Origin of the sequence: Rhodonellum psychrophilum GCM71 = DSM 17998, from assembly GCF_000381545.1 — a bacterium.
Classification (GTDB): domain Bacteria; phylum Bacteroidota; class Bacteroidia; order Cytophagales; family Cyclobacteriaceae; genus Rhodonellum; species Rhodonellum psychrophilum.
On sequence record NZ_KB906688.1, the window covers coordinates 46,867 to 65,580 of the forward strand.

Below are 18,714 nucleotides of genomic sequence, written 5' to 3' on the forward strand. Positions count from 1 at the left end.
TTAACCCGAAATATGCATTTGGTTTCGCAGTAGGGGTTGAAACGGAAAGAAAATCACACTATTATATATAAGACTAATTTCTGGCACCTAAAGGGTGAAGTCAAAAATAATCAACCCCAATTGATTATTAGGCAATTTCAGGCTGAAATGGAATTGGTAATGCATACATAAAACGGGTTTAATTTTTGGTTTTTAATTCAAAAGAAAAATATGGGCGACCAACAGTGGTTCGTGATGTACACAACATCCAGAACAGAAAAAAAGGTGGAGCAGCGGTTGAGGGAAAAAGGAATTGAGGTTTTTTTGCCGATTGTGGAAGAACTTCGACAATGGAGTGACCGGAAGAAAAAAGTACAAAAGGCCTTGTTCAGTGGATATATTTTTGTGAAAACGACCAAGGCCAATTTATGGGAATCACTTCAGGTACCAGGGGCAGTCAAATTTGTCAATTTCTCAGGTGATCACGCCACGGTAAGAGACAGGGAAATCGAGGCGATCAGAAGGATTGTGGAAACCGGTGTGGCTGTAGAAACGGACAATGATGAGATACAAAAAGGCGAGCAAGTCAAAATCCTCGGTGGACCCTTGCAAGGTATGGAAGGTGAATGTGTGAACAAAGGAAACAAGGACTACTTTGTCATCCGGGTGCCGGGTATCAACCAGGTCCTGATGGTCAATGTTCCCCGGAAATTCCTTGAGGTGACTTCTTGAGGCGATTCAGATGGACATAAAAATAAAAACCCGTTCAACCTCTGGGATTGAACGGGTTTTTTTAGGACGATAAAAAAAACAGGTTTTATTTTTTTGATCTTGGCTTCAGGAATTTTTTGTAGACAAGTTGAGCCTGTGCCATATGGTCTCCGAAGCGGTTGAAATTCGCATTGCCATCAAGATTGTCAGAGAAGGAAAACAACATGGTTCCCTCGAGAGCCAAATCGGAAAGTGCTCCCAATCTAAAACTGATGCCCGCTCTAAAAGGGACATAACCCGTCGTCGTTTTTGCGCGGGTTTCCAAAGCATCATCACTCATGGAAAATGCCTGAACCCGATTGACATGCAGCAAGCCAATCCCAAGACCTCCGTAAAGATTGACAAATCGCCTGTTCATGTGGCTGTGAAAGGGGAACAAATACATGATAGGCATTACATCGGCATAAAATGCATGCCCTTTGAACCTGAACGCCCCATTATTGGCGATCCAACGCTCCTGTACTTGTATGCTTGGGCTTACACTGCTTTGGATCCACTGTATACCAGTGGTGGTTTTGAAGGCAAAGCGATTGCTGAATTTTTTTGTGTAGGAAAGGGAAAAGGCAGGGTCCCATTCAAATTTAAAAGTACGATAGGGTCCACCATTGTCTGCATAGATGAAAGAAGGACCAATTCCAATAGAAAAGATGTCCGTTTTGGGAATGCGCTCTTTGTAAAAATTTTGGCCATAACCTAAGGTTGAGAATCCCAAAATCAGGAATCCAACGGCTAAAAATCTACTTATTTTTTTTATTTTCATGAATTTGGATGTGCATGCCACAGCCTTAACCCTTCCAAAAGGTAGTCTTATTTTTTTTATTTTCATGAATTTGGATTGCTAAATCAGAAGCCAATCATACAAGCCTTTTTTAAGGCAAGATATTAAATGACAAAAAACGCATTTTGAATGCATTATTTAATTTTGACACTGTCACAACAAATATGCCAAGGCGTCAAGATTGGGCTGTTTTTTGACTATAAAAGTGATTTAAAACCAATAAAAGGTATTTAATTTTCTTGATAATGGTGGAGGGCCAAGAAACATCCCGATTGAGGTTTTTTTTTTATGTAAATGGATATTCCACAACCCCAACTTTCCCCATTTTGGGATTGGGGTTTTTGGCTTTCATTATTCCATCCTCTTTGTCAAAAATGGGGTAACGATTTGAGGGATTTCAGAATCAAAAAAATCCCTTTTAGGCTTCTTTTCCTTCGTCAAAAGCCTTGGCGATTTCTTCCTCTGTCATCCTCAGTTTGGATTTGCATTTTTTCACCAGACCAGAAGCTTCCTTTACCAGTTCAGACAACTCATCCATTCCCTTGTCCCCTTCTTCCAAAATACCAAGAATTTCTTCGATTCTCTCCAATGCTTTACTGTAACTATAATTTGGTGTTTCCATTTGTCTCGATGTTTTGAATGATACTTTTAAGGCTTATGTTTTTTGCGAAAGTGACCAAGGTGTCACCTATTTGAACTTCCGTTTTATTGATGGGGATTCCATTGACTTCGGATCGGGTATATCCTTTGGCCAAGAATGTATTGGGATCCAATTTCTGGAGATCCCTTTCAAGATTTTCCAGTTTTCTGTCTTCGGAATCCACTCTGCTTTTCCAAGATCTTCTGATTCCCATTTCGAGGTTGTTGATTTTCACCAAATCCATTTTCAAGAGATTGGAGGAAAGGGATTTCAGCTGATTGGTTTTGTAGTTCAGGTTTTCTTTCTGTCGTTGAATGCTGAAATCAGCCAAGGTTTTGATGGTGGTCAGCATATCCCTGAGTCTTCGGTCTTCCATCAGGAGTTTTTGCGAAGTGGCTCTTTCCAGGGTTTTCAAGGCAGTGTTCAATTGCTCTTCAAAATCCCTGAATCCCGAAAGGATAAATTCCGCAGTCGCCGTAGGCGTTTTTAGCCGGGTGTGGGCCACCAAGTCCACGATTGTTTCATCGCGTTCATGTCCTATTCCCGTGATCACGGGAAGGGGGTATTTTGCGATGGTGGCTGCCAATCCATAATCGTCAAAACAGTCCAAGTCCAATTGGGATCCACCGCCCCGGATCAAAACGACAGCATCAAAGGATTCCTTTCCGGACAAAAGGTCGATTTGGTCCAAAGCCCTGATAATTGTCGCTGCGGCATCGGCACCTTGTAGAGTGGCTTGAAATAGCTGCGCATGGATTTGGTAACCTTGTCTGTTTTTTAGGAGTTGGTCCATAAAATCCCCATATCCCGCGGCCGAGGCACTGCTGATGATGGCGATTTTTTGAGGAACCAAAGGCAAAGGGAACCGCTTGTTCAAGTCCATCAAGCCTTCCCGCGTTAATCTTTCGATGACCTCTTGCCGGATTCTTGCCCTTTCTCCCAATGTGTAATTCGGGTCAATGTCTTTGATATTCAGGCTGATGCCATACACTTCGTGAAAAGTGACGTTTACCTGCGCAAGGATTTTCATCCCTGCTTTGAGGTTTTGACCGGTGACGGCGCTGAACCTTCCCGCGATGACCCGGTAGGTGTACTGCCAGATGTTTGCACGGATTTTGGCGGCAATTTGGCTTCCCTTCTTTTCCACCAAATCAAGGTAAGCATGCCCTTGTGCGACTTGTTTGAATTCCCCAATTTCTGCGACTACCCAATAACTCGGATGAAGATGCTCATCCAGTGTAGAGCGGATAAGTTGATTGAGATCCAAAAGTGATAGCGCCTGCTGCATGGCCAAAATTAAACAAATTAAGAAGGGTGACCAAATGTATGCTTGTTTCCGAAGGCCGATCGGTGACTTACGGGGCCCGGAAATTTTATTCAAAGACGGAACCAATGGAGAGATTTACTTTCAATTGGTTCCGTCATTAAGATTGAAGGAGGAAAATCAACGATTAGGGGATCGCAAATTGGAAAATGGAAGGGTTTAGTTCTCTATTTTCGGGATAAAGAAAATAGTGCTAAATTAAATTTGCCGCAATTTTTTCTCTGAGGGATTCAGTCGCTTTCACCAAAGGCAAACGGACTGCGTCCCAGCATATGCCCAATTCCTGCATCAGACATTTCAGACCCACAGGATTGCTTTCTTCATACATCAGTGGATTCAGGTTGAGGAGACTGAAAGTCGCTTTCCGAGAGAGTTCGAGTTCTCCATGGCTGATGTTTTTGAAGGTTTCCGGATAGGCGTTTGCCAAAACGGAGATGACACCGATGGCACCAATGGACCGCATGGCGGTGGTGAGCATGTCGTCCCCAGAGATCAAAGAAAAATCTTGGGGTTTTCCGGCAGCGATGGCCATGCACTGTTCCATATTTCCACTGGCTTCCTTCATGCCGATGATATTCGGATGTTGGGCCAGGGCAAGCGTGGTCGAGGCGGTCATGTTTGACATCGTACGTCCGGGTACATTGTATAGAATGACGGGAACCGGACATGCATCCGCAATCGCTGTATAATGGGCGATAATTCCAGCTTGTGGTGGCTTGTTGTAGTATGGGCTTACGGAAAGAATTGCAGAAATCCCTGAAAAGTCAGTGGCTTTGATTTCATCCAATACGGCTTGGGTATTGTTCCCTCCAATTCCGTAAACGATCGGGAGGCGGTTGGCATTGAACTCCAAGGAGGATTTCAAAACCTGTTCTTTTTCCTGCTTAGACAAGGTGGCGGACTCTCCGGTAGTACCCATGACCACCAAATAATCTACCTCTCCACGAATGACATGATTGATGACATTTTTCAATCCGTCAAAATCGATGCTCAGGTCTGCGTGAAATGGGGTAATAAGTGCAACTCCCGTACCATTTAAATTTAACATGCTTCTTTGATTTTCTTTAGATAATCTAATAAATGGTGGACATTGGAGCCTAGATCTTCTTCATCCTGGCCAAGCATAAAATCCAAGTAGGGTTCGTTTTCCTTTGAATAGAACCCGATTTTGAACCCACTTTGATTTTCGAGGAGCAAATAACGCAAATATGGATTAAGGTGTAAAGAAGGAACCAAAATAAAATCCATGTTTTCCAATTTAAATTCATTGAAGTAGTCAGAGGGATGACCCCAAAACGTGAAATGCTGGCTAGAAAATGCTTCGATAAGTCTGCTGGGTTCCTCAGAGTAAAAAAGACCGATGATCCTCACCTTATAACTCCACAATTCACGGACAACCTCCTTGGTTTCCAAAAACTCGGATTCCGAATTGGCCAAAATGCCGATACACCTAAATTGCTCAGGAATTTTTATCTCCTTGGACTCTTTTAGTTGCAGCTTTTTTGTCAATTGCCATTCGGTCATTCGGTCTTTGATCCATTTCATGTTTATCGATTTTGGGCATTCCCATTGACCAATTCCAAAAATTCAGCTTCAGAAATCATTTTGAGTCCAAGTTTTTTTGCTTTTTCTTTTTTGCTCGGGCCCATATCCTCTCCTTCTATGATGAAGTCCAGGTTTTTGGAAACCGCTTTTACATACTGACCCCCGTTGGCTTCGATAAAATCAACGATCTCATCTCTTTTGAAATGGTTGAGTTTCCCGGAAGCAAGGATTTTCATGCCCTCCAGTTGATGACCTAAAATGGTTTTTACAGCTTCGACAATTTCAAATTTGATCCCTTTTTCCCGTAATCTTGCAATGATTTGGTTGTTTTCTTCTTGGGAAAAGAAATCTTGTATGCTTTGGGCCACGATTTCCCCGATTCCGTTGATTTCCAAAAGGTCCTGCATGCTTGCCGATTTCAAAGCATCGATGTTTTTGAAGTGTCGGGCGAGGATTTGAGCGGTGTTTTCACCGATATTCCGGATGCCCAGCCCAAAAAGAACTTTTTCGAATGGCTGATTTTTGGAAGTGTTGATCCCCTCGATCATGTTCGAAATGACGCCCGCTTGGAAGGTGTTGGATTTCAGTTTTTTGATGCGTGCATTTTGTTCGTCGTTAAGTTCCAGATTGAGCTTTAGCAAAATGCTATGGACTGTACTTTCTTGCTTGCATTGTTGAACCAATTCGGGCAGGTCGATTTGTTTTCCAGTCAATAGGAACAAAACGAGAGGAACGGGAACAAAATCTTCCATCGCAGGGAGTTTTGCTTCGGTCAATAATTCTTCAAGTCTTTGGATGGTGCCGACATTTTGAGCAACTTTTTTGTTGCTCTCCCGAATGTAGGTTTGAAAGGATTTCAAGGTTTCGAAAAGGGAAGAATCCTTCTGTTTTTCCAAGAAATCTTTGATCTCTGTCAAAGAAATCCCTTCCGTAAGCCCAAAAAGCGCCTTGTGCAAGGCAATATAAAGGAGTCCTTCCTCTGTTTTTTGGTACTGGTCCTGATTCATTTCCAATCCTAATAGTTGGTCTTTTTTGGCTTCCAAATCATAGATGTCGGCGGGATTGGAAATGTAATCCTGATCGATCAATGCCCTGATCCTTTCGGTTCCCATCGAATCGATATCCATTGCCCTTTTGTGGACAAAATGCTCGATTCTACCCAGAATCTGTGGAGGACAGTTTTGGGCATTGGGACAGGAATGTTTGGCCTCGGTTTCTTTTCGTTCCAAAAGGGTTCCACATTCCGGACAATGTTCAATGTATTGAATGGGTTTTGCGTCCGGTTTTCTTTTTTTCAAAACCACAGCGGTGATTTTTGGGATGATTTCCCCACCTTTTTCGACAAGGACGGTATCTCCCTCATAGAGTCCGAGGCGTTCGATTTCATTGGCATTGTGGAGGGAAGCGCGTTTTACAGTGGTGCCGGCAAGTTTTACAGGGGCAAGATTGGCCACCGGGGTGATGGCGCCTGTTCTTCCCACTTGATAGGTGATCGAAAGCAACTCACTTTCGGCACTCTCCGCCTGGTATTTATAGGCAATCGCCCAGCGGGGAGTTTTGGCTGTAAATCCCAATTCTTCCCTTTGGTCGAAATCGTTGATTTTCAAAACCACGCCATCGATGTCGAGTGGGAGCGTATGTCTTTTGTCTCTCCAGCTTTCGATGTATTGGAGGACCTCCTGGACGTTCTCACATTTTTTGTAGGTAGGGGAAACGTTGAATCCCCATTTTTCCATCAAATGGATGGCCTCGTCGTGGAAATTGACGCCGATATCATCCCCCAGCATCTGATAGAAATAACAATTGAGTTTCCTTTTGGCCACCAAGCCGCTGTCCTGCATCTTGACCGTTCCGGAGGCTGCATTCCTTGGATTGGCCAGCAATGGATCTCCATTGGCTTCCCGCTCCGCATTGATTTTGTCAAATTCCCTTCGTGGCAGGAATATCTCTCCACGCACCTCCAGTTTTTCCGGAATGTTTTCACCTTTGATATGAAGAGGGATATTTTTGATGGTCTTGATGTTTTCGGTGATCACATCCCCGCGTGTACCGTCGCCCCGCGTCACGGCTCGGATCAGTTTGCCTTTTTCGTAGACCAAGCTGATCGCCACCCCATCAAATTTCAACTCACAGAAATAGCTGTATCGCCTGCTGTCGAGTCCTTTTGCCACACGCTCATCAAAAGCCAAAAGCTCTTCTTCCGAATAGGTATTGCCGAGTGAGAGCATCTTGAATTCATGCTCCGCGGTCTCAAAGTCCTTGGTGATGGCTCCACCCACGCGTTGACTGGGGCTGTCGGGGGAGAGAAATTCAGGAAATTCCAGTTCCAGTCGGATCAATTCCTCCAGCAATTGATCGAATTCCAAATCCGAGATCGCGGTTTTGTCCTCCTGGTAGTAGAGAAAATTGTGGTAGTTGATCTGTTCTGTAAGCTGGGCAATCCTAGCTTTGGCTTGGTCTGGCGTCATAAAATGCTTTGAATTCTTGATTAGGCAAAGACAATAACCAAAATTAAGACTTGGGAAAGGAATCACCAAGTATTAAGGTGTGCGGGAGCTTAATTTATTTGAATGGGGGAAATAAAATGGTTTTTCTATATTTGCCCACTATTCGAAACCAATGCGTAAAAAGATAGACATCGAGTCCAAAATATTGGATATATCCTACAAGTTATTTTTAAAACAAGGATATAAAAACACCACCATGGATGACATTGCCCAAGAATTGGCGATGAGCAAAAAGACCCTTTACAAACACTTTGAAGGGAAAATGGAGCTCTTGGCTGCGGCATTTGAGCAATTGAAAACACGGCTGACACTTAAAGTGGAAACCCTGGTGGAAAACAGGCACATTCCCTTCACTGTGAAATTAAAATCAATGTTGACCGTGATTGCCAACGACCTGGCGCCAATCAATCATGTGCTGTTGCAGGATTTGAGAGAGCATGCGCCCGAAATCTGGAAGGAACTACAGGATTATATCAGGGAATCCGCATTTCTTCGTTTCCAAAAGCTGATTCAAGAAGGCATCGAAAAGGGTTTTGTCTCGGCAAATGTCAACAAAAGCTTGATTGTATTGGTCTATGCCTCTGCGATTCAGAATCTAATTGATCCCACATTCTTGGCCCAATTTCCCAAGGAAATCAAAGAAAATCTGAATTTGAACACCGCCGATATTTTTGATCAAGTGATCAACATGATCTATCAGGGGATTTTAACTGAAGATGCCCGAAAAGAACTCCAAGGGGCCTGATTCCCGATTCTTTAACCCGAATTCCAAGACTTGGAAAAAGTAACGTAAGGCAGCCAACTTGACGCAAGTTAGATGCAATCGATTTCCAAATGGGATTGAAAGGGAAAGAAAATTTGACTGTTGGAGAATAATTGATGATATCAAAAGGGTGTGGAGTCGTAATTAGTCAAGCCTGATTGATGAGCTGTCAATGACAATGTAAAATTGAGTTCGTATTGCATAAAACGGGTTTAACCACCCAATTCCTTCAATTTACCTATCTTTGCAAATGATGAAAAATAAAGAATTCAAAAGATATACGGTTACTTCTGCTTTGCCTTATGCCAATGGGCCCTTGCATATCGGGCATCTTGCCGGATGTTATATTCCCTCAGATATTTATGTCAGGTATCTCAGGTCATTGGGCAAAGATGTCGTGTATGTCAGCGGTTCGGACGAACACGGAGTCGCCATCACGATCAAAGCGCGGAAAGAGGGGGTCACACCACAGGAAGTGGTGGACCGCTACCATACGATGATGAAGGAAAGTTTCCAGGAGTTTGGGATCAGTTTTGACCATTATTCGAGAACCTCAGCACCGATCCACCACGAAACTGCTTCCGGATTTTTCAAGGATCTCTATGGCAAAGGTGAATTTCTGGAACAAACAACAGAGCAATATTTTGACGAGGAAGCCGGACAATTTTTGGCTGATCGATACATAGAAGGGACCTGTCCCAAATGTGGTTATGAAAGTGCCTACGGCGATCAGTGTGAAAAATGTGGGAGTTCCCTCAGTCCAACGGAGCTGATTAATCCCAGATCTAAATTGAGCGGAAGTGTCCCTATTCTCAAAGAAACTAAACATTGGTTCTTGGATTTGGCCCGCTACACGGATTTTTTGAAACAATGGATCCTGGAAGAGCATCAGCACGATTGGAAAAACAATGTGTTGGGACAATGTCGGTCATGGTTGGAAGCCGGTGATGGGCTTCAGGCCAGGTCGATGACCCGGGACATGGATTGGGGAATACCCGTTCCGGTGGAAGGCGCAGAAGGCAAAGTGCTCTATGTATGGTTTGATGCACCCATCGGCTACATTTCCTCTACCAAAGAATGGGCAGCAGAAAAAGGCATCGATTGGGAGCCTTACTGGAAAGATGAGGATACCAAATTGGTCCACTTCATCGGCAAAGACAATATCGTTTTCCATTGCATCGTTTTTCCTGCGATTCTAAAAACCCACGGCGGGTATATCCTCCCGGACAACGTCCCAGCCAATGAATTCCTGAACCTGGAAGGGGACAAGATCTCCACTTCCAGAAATTGGGCGGTTTGGTTGCATGAGTATCTGGCCGAATTCCCGGGAAAACAAGATGTGTTGCGGTACGTATTGACCGCCAATGCGCCGGAAACCAAGGACAATGATTTTACCTGGAAGGATTTTCAGTCCAGAAACAATTCAGAATTGGTGGCGATTCTTGGGAATTTTGTGAATAGGGCAGTCGTGCTCACCCATAAATATTTTGAAGGAATCGTCCCAGAGGCAGAAAACCTGACGGCCCATGACCGGGAAGTAATGGAAACCTTACAGGGTTTTCCTGATAAAATAGCCGCCTCGATCGAGCGGTATCGGTTTAGGGAAGCACTTAGCTTCGTGATGGATTTTTGCAGGTTGGGAAACAAATACCTGGCGGACACCGAGCCCTGGAAGGTGATCAAGGAGGACAAAGCCCGAACGGGAACGATTCTGAATATCGCCCTGAACATTGCTGCCAATGTCGCCATAGTAGCAGAACCCTTTTTGCCTTTTACGGCTGCAAAGATTTATGAGATGTTCAATCTGAAGGATTTGAATTGGACCAAGGCTGGCGATACCGGGATTTTGGGTTACGGACACATCATCAATCCTGCGGCTTTGTTGTTTGAGAAAATTGAAGATGATGTGGTGGAAGCCCAAGTGCAGAAACTGCTGGAAGCAAAGAAGAAAAACGAACTCGAAAATGTACAGGTTGCTCCGATGAAAGACATCATTTCCTTTGATGACTTTGGCAAGTTGGACATGCGGGTGGTGACTGTCTTGCATGCAGAACCGATGCCGAAATCCAAGAAACTCCTGAAGCTCACGGTAGAGACGGGATTGGGAAAGAAAACGGTATTGAGTGGCATTGCAGAACATTTCAAGCCTGAGGATCTGATCGGCAAACAGGTGACGATGCTGATCAACCTTGCCCCAAGAAAAATGATGGGGATTGATTCCGAAGGGATGATTTTGATGGCAGAGGACAAGGACGGCTCCTTGAGACTCTTGCATCCGAATCAAGCGACTGGAAACGGCTCCACGATCAGCTAATAATTATTCTTGGAATCAAAGTATAAACCTTTGCAGTCTTTCGGGACTGCAAAGGTTTTTTTGTGTGCAAATTCGAATCAGTAGATAAAGTCCAATTTCTAATTAGGGATTTTTTAGAGTGATGATATTATTTAAAGAATATTTTTACTTTTCGACTTCAAGGGTCTAAAGAGTGAATATTTTTTTTAATCCAAATATCAGTAAAAATAAACTATATCAGCTTGTGTAAGAGCAACAACAGTTATAACTGTAATCCCAAATCCTATTCCCCAGTTTTTCCAAACTTTCCCACTTTTAATTTTTTTTGATTTTTGGGTATAACCTCTATAATATTCCGATTGATCCATTAGTTCAGAATTTGGAAATCCAAGATTCGCCTCTTTTGGTTCAGTTGAACTGGTGATTAATGCTGGAATTAATCCAACTAAAGGAGAAAAAAGCAAAGTAGTGAAAAGCGTTCCAGTTCCGGCAGGTTTATATCCTTTGTAATAAATGGAAGCGTCTCGTTGACCATTCACGTAAAGATCTCCACTTTTCACCTCAGAATGAGAACTCTGATTTTCATTTGCAAAGATACTACGAGTACCGTTTTCATATTGGACCATTACAACATCTGATTTTAGAATTGAAAAGGTTGGTCCTTCTGTATTATTAAACATTTTGTATTTTATTTCAGTTTGCCCGATTTCTAGCACTTTCACAATAATGTCTTCTCCATTTTTTTTAGTTAGTACATCCTGAGCGTGTACTTGAATTGAAATAAAAATCAGTAACAATAATACTTCTAGCTTTTTCATGTTTTTTAATTTGTTTTTTTTCTGAATAATTTCGGGTGGTAAAAAAAAATTACTTACCCCTCTTTTTTGAACTAAAATAGATGTCGCAAGAAACTAAAAAAAAGGATACAAAAAAATACCCTAAACAGGGTATTTTTACGAATTATTAGAACCACTATTATTAACTAAAAAAACTAATTATGGAACATAATTCGGTTTAAAATATGTGATTATTTAATTTTTTTTGGGATTTGTTTTGAGCATGTTATTTTTAGTTGAACATCAAATTTTTTTCAATAAAAACTTTAGGAATACTTGATAATCTCTTTAAAGTTTATTCAATTTGAACATGAAATCAATTTCAGATGCCTAGTTAAAGGTTTTTAAGCTTTGGTAACCTCAAGAAATATTAAATCTTTCATCTATTAAGTCCTCTTTTTTAGGCTTTTACTTTAAAAATTGCGGTTAAGGTATATCAAAAATCAAATTTCTTTTTTGGAAAACTCCTTGCTTTTGCTCTTTCTAATTATTGAGTTAAACAATCGCGAGTCATCTCTGTTTTAAATATGGTATTATGCCGGCCTCAATTTTTTTCATCCATCAATTTTGAGGTATTTACAAAAATGTTAAAGGGCATTAAAAATTATTGATTTCGTTATTTTCAAAATGTTATTCTTTTTTTTAACCAAAAAACTCAAGAATAAATGTTTTTTTGATAATAATGGGTGATATTTTTTGAAGTAAAATTAAAAAGCCTTTATATTATGCACGAACACGCTTTTTTTCAACCCAAAGAATAAATTATGGAAACAAACAAGTACAAGGTTGGAGATCATTTCGACGAAATGTTCGGCGCTGACGGGAATTGCAGGCCGCACTACAATGAATTTTTAGAGCTATTGAATAAGACCTCGACCAAAAAAATGTCCCAGTTGCAGTTTGCGGCAGATAAGACACAGGTGGCCATGGGCATGACATTCAATGTTTACCATGACAATCAAGGCGTGGAGAAAATCCTTCACCTGGATATTGTACCAAGGATCATCCCAAATTCCGAGTGGAAAATACTTGAAGCCGGCTTGAAACAAAGGATCCAGGCGCTCAACATGTTCCTCCAGGACATCTACAATGAGCAAAGAATATTGAAAGACGAGATCATCCCTGCCGACCTTATCCTCAACAGCAAGGATTATCTGAAGCCCTGCATCGGGCTTACTCCTCCAAAAGGGATTTGGTGCCATATCACCGGAACCGATCTTGTCAGGGATAAAAGCGGGGCTTACTACATTCTCGAGGACAACCTCAGATGTCCTTCCGGGGTTTCTTACATGTTGGAAAGTCGGGAGATCATCAAAAGAGCCTATCCGGAACTTTTTAACAAATTGGGCGTGATGCCCGTGTCGGATTATCCGGCAAAGTTGTTGAACATGCTTCAATTCCTGTCCGACAAGCCTAAGCCGGTGGTAGGCGTCTTGACGCCGGGGATTCACAATTCCGCATACTTTGAGCACTCTTATCTTGCCTTGCAAATGGGCGTTGAGTTGGTTTCCGGAATGGATTTGATTGTCAAAGACAAAAAGGTCTATATGCAAACGACCAAGGGTTTGAAACAGATCGATGTTTTGTACAGGAGGATTGATGACACATTTTTGGACCCGACGGCTTTTAATCCCGATTCCATGCTGGGAATACCGGGAATATTCGAAGCCTACAAGGCAGGAAACATTGCCATCGCAAATGCGCCAGGTACAGGTGTTGCCGATGACAAGGCTGTCTATTCCTATGTGCCCAAGATCATCAAATACTATCTTGGAGAGGAACCGATATTGAACAATGTGCCTACCTATTTGTGCCGAGAGGAAGAGGATAGGAATTATGTCTTGGAAAACATCGAACATTTGGTGGTGAAGGAAACCAATGCAGCTGGTGGATACGGCATGTTGATCGGTCCCAAAGCCGACAAGGAGGAGCATGAGAAATTCAGAAAACTGATCCGTGAGAACCCCACAAATTACATTGCGCAGCCCACTTTGTCCCTTTCTACCGTCCCAACATTGACAGATGAGGGATTGGATGGGAGACATGTGGATTTGAGGCCTTACATTTTGTATGGCAACGAAATAGAAGTGATTCCAGGCGCATTGACGCGCGTGGCATTGAAGAAGGGCTCATTGGTCGTGAACAGTTCCCAAGGTGGAGGAAGTAAAGATACCTGGGTTTTATATAAATAAGAGATATGCTAAGTAGAGTCGCAAATTCCATCTATTGGCTAGGTCGATATTTGGAGCGGGCTGAGAATTATGCCCGATTTATAGATGTGAATTTCAACCTGATGCTGGATTTGCCCCAGGACATGAAGGAGCAGTGGGAACCTTTGATCATGACATCCGGAGACAGTGCTTTGTACTTATCCAAATACAAGAATTTTGACAGCAAAAATGTCATCCACTTCATGGTGTTCGATTTGGAAAATTCAAACTCCATTTTTTCCTCCATCACCATGGCCCGGGAAAATGCAAGGATCATCAGGGAAAACCTAACCAAGGAGACTTGGGAAAAACTGAATGAGCTGTATCATTTCATCAAAGAAAAATCAGAAATCAAGGATTGGAAAAAAGAAGATCCACGGATGTTTTTTGAACGGGTCAAAAACCAAATCCTGCTCTTGTATGGTTTGGCTGAAAGTACCGTCGCCAGGACTGAAGGCTGGTATTTCCGCCAATTGGGCATGTATCTCGAAAGGGCGGACAAGACCAGTAGGATCTTGGACGTGAAATACCATATTTTACTTCCTTCACCCAACATGATCGGATCTCCCTTGGATTTCCTGCATTGGACAGCGTTGCTGAAATCCGTTACAGCTTTCAATACCTACCGAAGGCTATATGGCAACATCGATCCTTCCGGTGTGGTGGAGTTTCTGATCTTCAACAAGTATTTCCCCAGATCGGTTTTTTACTGCCTTCGAGAGGCCGAAAACTGTCTTTCCAAAATCTCAGGTGGAATGGAAAGCGGTTTCAGAAACAGTGCTGAAAAAGCCATGGGAGAATTGAGATCCAAGTTGGAATATGCCGATGTCAATGATGTGATTGAGATTGGCCTCCACGAATATCTGGATGACCTTCAGGTGAAAATAAATCAGGTTTCCAACAAGATCGATTCCAATTTCTTTCAAATTAAGGATAACTTTGTGTCTCAAACGAACGAACAGGAATGACCTTTTGTCTAGGAATTAAAACCAAATACGGTTTGGTCGGGCTTTCCGATACCCGGATTACATCCGGTAACGAAACGACTACTTCAAAAAAAGTATACACCGTCAACAGGGAAAAACATTCCTTTTTCATCATGACCTCCGGTCTGAGGTCGGTTCGGGATAAGGCCATCACCTACTTTACCGAAGTGATCGAGGATCAGGATGAAAGTTTCAACAAGCTGTACAAGGCGGTGAATGAATTTGGCGACCAAATCAAAAGGGTGGCGAAGGAAGATGGTGAGCAGCTCGAAAAAAGCGGCTTGTCCTTCAACCTTTATTCCATAATTGGAGGCCAGTTGGAGAATGACAAGGAACCCAAATTGTATCTGCTTTATCCCCAGGGCAATTGGATTGAGATCAGGAAGGGGACACCTTTCGTGATCATTGGTAATACAGGTGCGGGAAATCCGGTTTTACGTAGGTCCCTGAGTTATGATGATTCCTTGGATTACGCCCTCAAATGTGCCTTCCTTTCCTTTGATGCCACTCGGATTTCGGCCAATGATGTCGATTTCCCCATTGATACGGTCGTCCTCGAAAATGACAGGTATAAGATAAAAGAACAACGGTTCGAAAGGTCGGAGATGGAGCATATTTCCGCTTTTTGGAACAACAGGATAAAGGAAGCGATCAGGGAATTGCCTACGGAGGTGATGAAAAAGGCATTTTTGGATGAAGTTGCTCCCATGGTTCCAATCACTGCCTCATGAAAATCCAGATAGACCACCTCAGTCGCTACACCTATGAGGAGCGGGTTCCGCTCAATCCCCACGACCTTTACCTGATCCCACAGCAGCGCAGTTATTTCAAAACATTGGACAGCCAATTGGAAATTTCTCCCAACCCCATGGGGATCCATGAAAGGATTAGTGCAGAGGGCAATCCCTATTACCAAACTTGGTTCAAGACCGAAACCGATCAGTTGGAAATCAGGTCCAAGTTGACCTTGGAAATCGGAGATTTCAATCCCTATGCCTTTATTCTACAGGCTGGCTTGAGTTTCCCATTTGATTATTTTGCTTATCCAAGCTATTATTTGGAGACTTTGGCACTTTACAGAACTGGGGGAGAGGATGGAGCCCGTCTTGTGCCTTTTGCCAAGGACATCATGGCACAATCAAGCGACCACATCTCCTTTCTGGCGAACTTGGTTGCTTCGATCCACCAAAACTGGAAGCATATCATCCGGGAGGAACCTGGACTGATGACCAGCAAGGAAGTGTTTGAGGAGAAGAAAGGTTCCTGCAGGGACCTTTCCTGGATGCTGATGGAGATGCTCAGGAGTCTGGGATTGGCAACCCGTTTTGTCAGTGGATATGCCTTCAACCCGGAACTCGATGAGGGGCATGAATTGCATGGATGGGTGGAGGTTTTCTTGCCCGGAGCGGGTTGGATCGGTTTGGATCCGAGTTTGGGTTTATTGACCGATCAAAATTACATTCCCTTGGCGACCAGTTTTCATCCCGCCCATACACTCCCAATAATGGGAACTTATGGAGGAAAAGCGGGCTCAAATCTTTTCTCCGAAGTGTTTTTGAAGGAGCTTTGATACAACCGGTTTCAACTCGGCTTGAGGGCTGGGTTGAAACTCTATTTTTTCCAAGACAAATTAAAGGTGTTTCCATCCGTTTTATGCATTGCACCCAACTCAATTTCACCATTGACTGATGATTAATTAGGTGATTACTGTTTTTTTAACTTCACCCCATTGGATTCGGGATTTATCTTCCAAATAGTCTGATTTTCTTTCCCTTTCAATCGCATTTGGAAACCTATTGCGTATTTCGGGTTCAATTCTGGAAAAATTGTTGTCCAAGCAAATTGTCAATGTGCGTTTTCTTTGATTTTTTAAACCATTTCATCAGAATTGATGTATATGACAAGAATCTGCACCCAGTATTATGAACCAATTAGGATCCATCATTTTTCTTATCGCCATCTTTCTCTTCTCTACCTTTCTGAATTGGTATGTTTTTCAGGCAGTCAAAACCCTCACATTTGGCTTGGAAGGGGAGCGAATGAAACAGATTGTGGCGGTTTCTTATTGGTTGATTTTTGGAGGGATTTCCATTTGGTTGGTGATCACCTTTCTGAGGATTTTTCAGATGGGCGAAATAAATGTACAAACCCAAACGGCCCTCAATGTTTTTTTGACCGTGATGGTCACGCAATTGGTCTGTGTCGTTTTTCTTTTCGGGGAAGATATTGTCAGGAATGTTCAGGCTGGAGTAACCTACCTGGTGAACGGGTCCAATGGTTTTAGTTTTCCGGAAAGGATGAGATGGGTAAGCGGGATTGCCTTGGTGGTAGCCATGATCCCTTTTTCGAGTTTCATCTATGGAGTGACCAAAGGAAAACACAATTTCAAGGTGCACAGGGAAATCATTTATTTCGACGATCTGCCTGATGCTTTCGACGGATTTACGATCACCCAGATTTCTGATATCCATTCCGGTAGTTTTACCAATTATGATGCTGTTCAAAAAGGAATTGACTTGGCGATTGACCAAAAATCAGACCTCTTCGTTTTCACGGGGGATTTGGTCAATCATAAAGCAGAGGAGATCGATCCTATGCTGGATCAATTTAAAAAAATCAAGGCTCCCTATGGTCAGTTTTCTATTTTGGGAAACCATGATTATGGAGACTATGTCAGCTGGTCTACCAAAGAGGCAAAGGAAGCCAATTTCTTGAAATTGAAAAACCAACACAAAAAACTTGGTTACCGGCTCTTGTTGGATGAAAACGTGGTCATTGAAAAAGACGGACAAACCATCCAATTGCTTGGAGTGGAGAACTGGGGGCTTGGTTTTAAGGCAAAGGGAGATTTGGAAAAGGCTTTGGCCAACACTGCCGCCTCCGATTTCAAAATCTTACTTTCCCACGATCCTTCTCACTGGGACGAGGAAGTCAAGAAAAACATGAATAAGGTTCACCTGACGCTTTCCGGGCATACACACGGGATGCAATTTGGGATTGAAACTCCGATTATCCGGTGGAGTCCTGTCCAGTATCGCTATCCGAATTGGGCGGGATTGGCCGAAGAAAATGGGCGGTATCTTTATGTCAATAGAGGCTTCGGTTTTCATGCCTTTTCCGGAAGAGTTGGGATTTGGCCTGAGATCACGGTGATTGAGCTTCGCAAGACCGTTTCCTCAATGGAATAATTTTTTCGTTTTGACAGGCAATAGCCACATGCCTGAAAAACAATTCATTGGGTCTGCCAAACCAATTTGAACCAATCAAGGTTCTCATTGCATGGGGTTATACTGGATGATATTGGCAATGATGATGATGGCTGGACAGGATAATGATTTGAAACTGGAGGATTTGAAATGGAAAAACAGGGTGGTCTTGTTTTTTCCGGAAGGTGGCGAGCAGGAATTGGACTTCACGGACAGTCTTTTGTTGGAAATGAAAGACCGTAAGCTTGCACTTTTTGTTTTTGAGGGCTCCCCGTTTACGAATCATGAAAAAACTTTTTCTCTCAATGAAATCGATCAACTCCAAAAAAGATATCAAATGGGTTCCACCAAAAGCTGTTGGGTTTTGATAGGTCTGGATGGAGGGGTTAAGCTGAGAAGAGAAGGAAACTTAGACATGGATTTGGTTTTCAAAACTATCGATTCCATGCCGATGCGCGTGTCTGAAAAAAAAGAAATTAGCAGTATTACTATTCAACTAATTTATTATTAAAATAGGATTAAATTGATAATAAAAGAATTTTTTACGTTAAAACATTGAAAAATACCCTGTACAGGGTATTTTTCAATGTTTCCGAATTTATTAGATTTAAGCATATTTAAACTTAAAATAATGAAATTCTTTTATTTATCCACGAAAAGCAATTTAATAGATAAAAACGAAGTCCATGATCGTGACTGCCCCAAATTGCCTGGGATTTTTGATCGGGATTATTTGGGACCCTTCAACAATGAACAGGAAGCGCTCAGAAAAGCAATCATCCTTCACCCCGAATCCCAGCTTTGCGAAGTTTGTTGCAAAAAAGAAAGCACTGTGATTTTTGTTAAATAGTGAGTATTGGGAGGTCGATTTTGTCT

At 42.5% G+C, this 18,714-nt stretch carries 17 protein-coding genes; 10 read left to right on the forward strand and 7 right to left on the reverse strand.

The features are described from left to right. The first annotated feature begins 210 nt into the window (after positions 1 to 210). Positions 211 to 711, forward strand: coding sequence for a UpxY family transcription antiterminator (locus tag F824_RS0119380; RefSeq protein WP_019599597.1), 501 nt, complete (start codon positions 211 to 213; stop codon positions 709 to 711). An 85-nt stretch (positions 712 to 796) separates the two neighbouring features. Here the strand turns inward: F824_RS0119380 and F824_RS0119385 are convergent, their stop codons facing one another. The 6 genes from F824_RS0119385 to ligA form a co-directional block, all read right to left on the reverse strand. Beyond that, positions 797 to 1,510 (reverse strand): hypothetical protein, encoded by a 714-nt coding sequence (locus tag F824_RS0119385; protein ID WP_022582265.1) that lies wholly within the window; start codon positions 1,508 to 1,510, stop codon positions 797 to 799. 436 nt (positions 1,511 to 1,946) lie between these two features. Then, on the reverse strand, positions 1,947 to 2,150 hold the full coding sequence (gene xseB, locus F824_RS0119395; RefSeq protein WP_019599600.1) for an exodeoxyribonuclease VII small subunit: 204 nt from the start codon (positions 2,148 to 2,150) through the stop codon (positions 1,947 to 1,949). Beyond that, positions 2,131 to 3,456, reverse strand: coding sequence for an exodeoxyribonuclease VII large subunit (gene xseA, locus F824_RS0119400; protein ID WP_019599601.1), 1,326 nt, complete (start codon positions 3,454 to 3,456; stop codon positions 2,131 to 2,133). The genes xseB and xseA overlap by 20 nt, the downstream gene beginning before the upstream one ends. A gap of 229 nt (positions 3,457 to 3,685) precedes the next feature. Further along, on the reverse strand, positions 3,686 to 4,540 hold the full coding sequence (gene dapA / locus F824_RS0119410) for a 4-hydroxy-tetrahydrodipicolinate synthase (RefSeq protein WP_019599603.1): 855 nt from the start codon (positions 4,538 to 4,540) through the stop codon (positions 3,686 to 3,688). Then, positions 4,534 to 5,037 carry a DUF6913 domain-containing protein gene (locus F824_RS0119415; protein WP_019599604.1) on the reverse strand — a complete coding sequence of 168 codons (504 nt, stop codon included), beginning with the start codon at positions 5,035 to 5,037 and terminating at the stop codon, positions 4,534 to 4,536. The genes dapA and F824_RS0119415 overlap by 7 nt, the downstream gene beginning before the upstream one ends. A gap of 2 nt (positions 5,038 to 5,039) precedes the next feature. Beyond that, positions 5,040 to 7,505, reverse strand: coding sequence for an NAD-dependent DNA ligase LigA (gene ligA / locus F824_RS0119420; protein ID WP_019599605.1), 2,466 nt, complete (start codon positions 7,503 to 7,505; stop codon positions 5,040 to 5,042). 151 nt (positions 7,506 to 7,656) lie between these two features. On the opposite strand from ligA, the gene F824_RS0119425 reads away from it, so the two are divergent. Then, positions 7,657 to 8,289, forward strand: a complete 633-nt coding sequence (locus F824_RS0119425; RefSeq protein WP_019599606.1) for a TetR/AcrR family transcriptional regulator — start codon at positions 7,657 to 7,659, stop codon at positions 8,287 to 8,289. A 271-nt stretch (positions 8,290 to 8,560) separates the two neighbouring features. Continuing rightward, positions 8,561 to 10,621, forward strand: coding sequence for a methionine--tRNA ligase (gene metG / locus F824_RS0119430; protein WP_019599607.1), 2,061 nt, complete (start codon positions 8,561 to 8,563; stop codon positions 10,619 to 10,621). A gap of 197 nt (positions 10,622 to 10,818) precedes the next feature. On the opposite strand, the gene F824_RS26960 is transcribed toward metG, so the two are convergent. Next, positions 10,819 to 11,418, reverse strand: coding sequence for a hypothetical protein (locus tag F824_RS26960; RefSeq protein WP_019599608.1), 600 nt, complete (start codon positions 11,416 to 11,418; stop codon positions 10,819 to 10,821). Positions 11,419 to 12,200: 782 nt separating this feature from the next. Between F824_RS26960 and F824_RS0119440 the strand changes: the two genes are divergently transcribed. The 7 genes from F824_RS0119440 (at position 12,201) to F824_RS27745 (ending at position 18,688) form a co-directional block, all read left to right on the forward strand. Then, entirely contained in the window at positions 12,201 to 13,628 is a 1,428-nt protein-coding gene (locus F824_RS0119440) for a circularly permuted type 2 ATP-grasp protein (RefSeq protein ID WP_019599609.1), read from the forward strand. A 5-nt stretch (positions 13,629 to 13,633) separates the two neighbouring features. Continuing rightward, positions 13,634 to 14,614: an alpha-E domain-containing protein gene (locus F824_RS0119445; RefSeq protein ID WP_019599610.1), complete on the forward strand. Its 981-nt coding sequence runs from the start codon at positions 13,634 to 13,636 to the stop codon at positions 14,612 to 14,614. Further along, positions 14,611 to 15,363, forward strand: a complete 753-nt coding sequence (locus F824_RS0119450) for a peptidase (protein WP_019599611.1) — start codon at positions 14,611 to 14,613, stop codon at positions 15,361 to 15,363. Before F824_RS0119445 ends, F824_RS0119450 begins: the two co-directional genes overlap by 4 nt. Next, positions 15,360 to 16,202, forward strand: a complete 843-nt coding sequence (locus F824_RS0119455; RefSeq protein ID WP_019599612.1) for a transglutaminase family protein — start codon at positions 15,360 to 15,362, stop codon at positions 16,200 to 16,202. The genes F824_RS0119450 and F824_RS0119455 overlap by 4 nt, the downstream gene beginning before the upstream one ends. A gap of 352 nt (positions 16,203 to 16,554) precedes the next feature. Beyond that, the gene (locus F824_RS0119465) at positions 16,555 to 17,820 is read left to right on the forward strand and encodes a metallophosphoesterase (RefSeq protein ID WP_019599614.1); all 1,266 of its coding nucleotides are present in this window, start codon (positions 16,555 to 16,557) and stop codon (positions 17,818 to 17,820) included. Positions 17,821 to 17,911: 91 nt separating this feature from the next. Continuing rightward, on the forward strand, positions 17,912 to 18,349 hold the full coding sequence (locus F824_RS26250; protein WP_019599615.1) for a DUF4174 domain-containing protein: 438 nt from the start codon (positions 17,912 to 17,914) through the stop codon (positions 18,347 to 18,349). A gap of 120 nt (positions 18,350 to 18,469) precedes the next feature. Then, positions 18,470 to 18,688, forward strand: a complete 219-nt coding sequence (locus tag F824_RS27745; protein ID WP_019599616.1) for a hypothetical protein — start codon at positions 18,470 to 18,472, stop codon at positions 18,686 to 18,688. Positions 18,689 to 18,714: the final 26 nt, after the last annotated feature.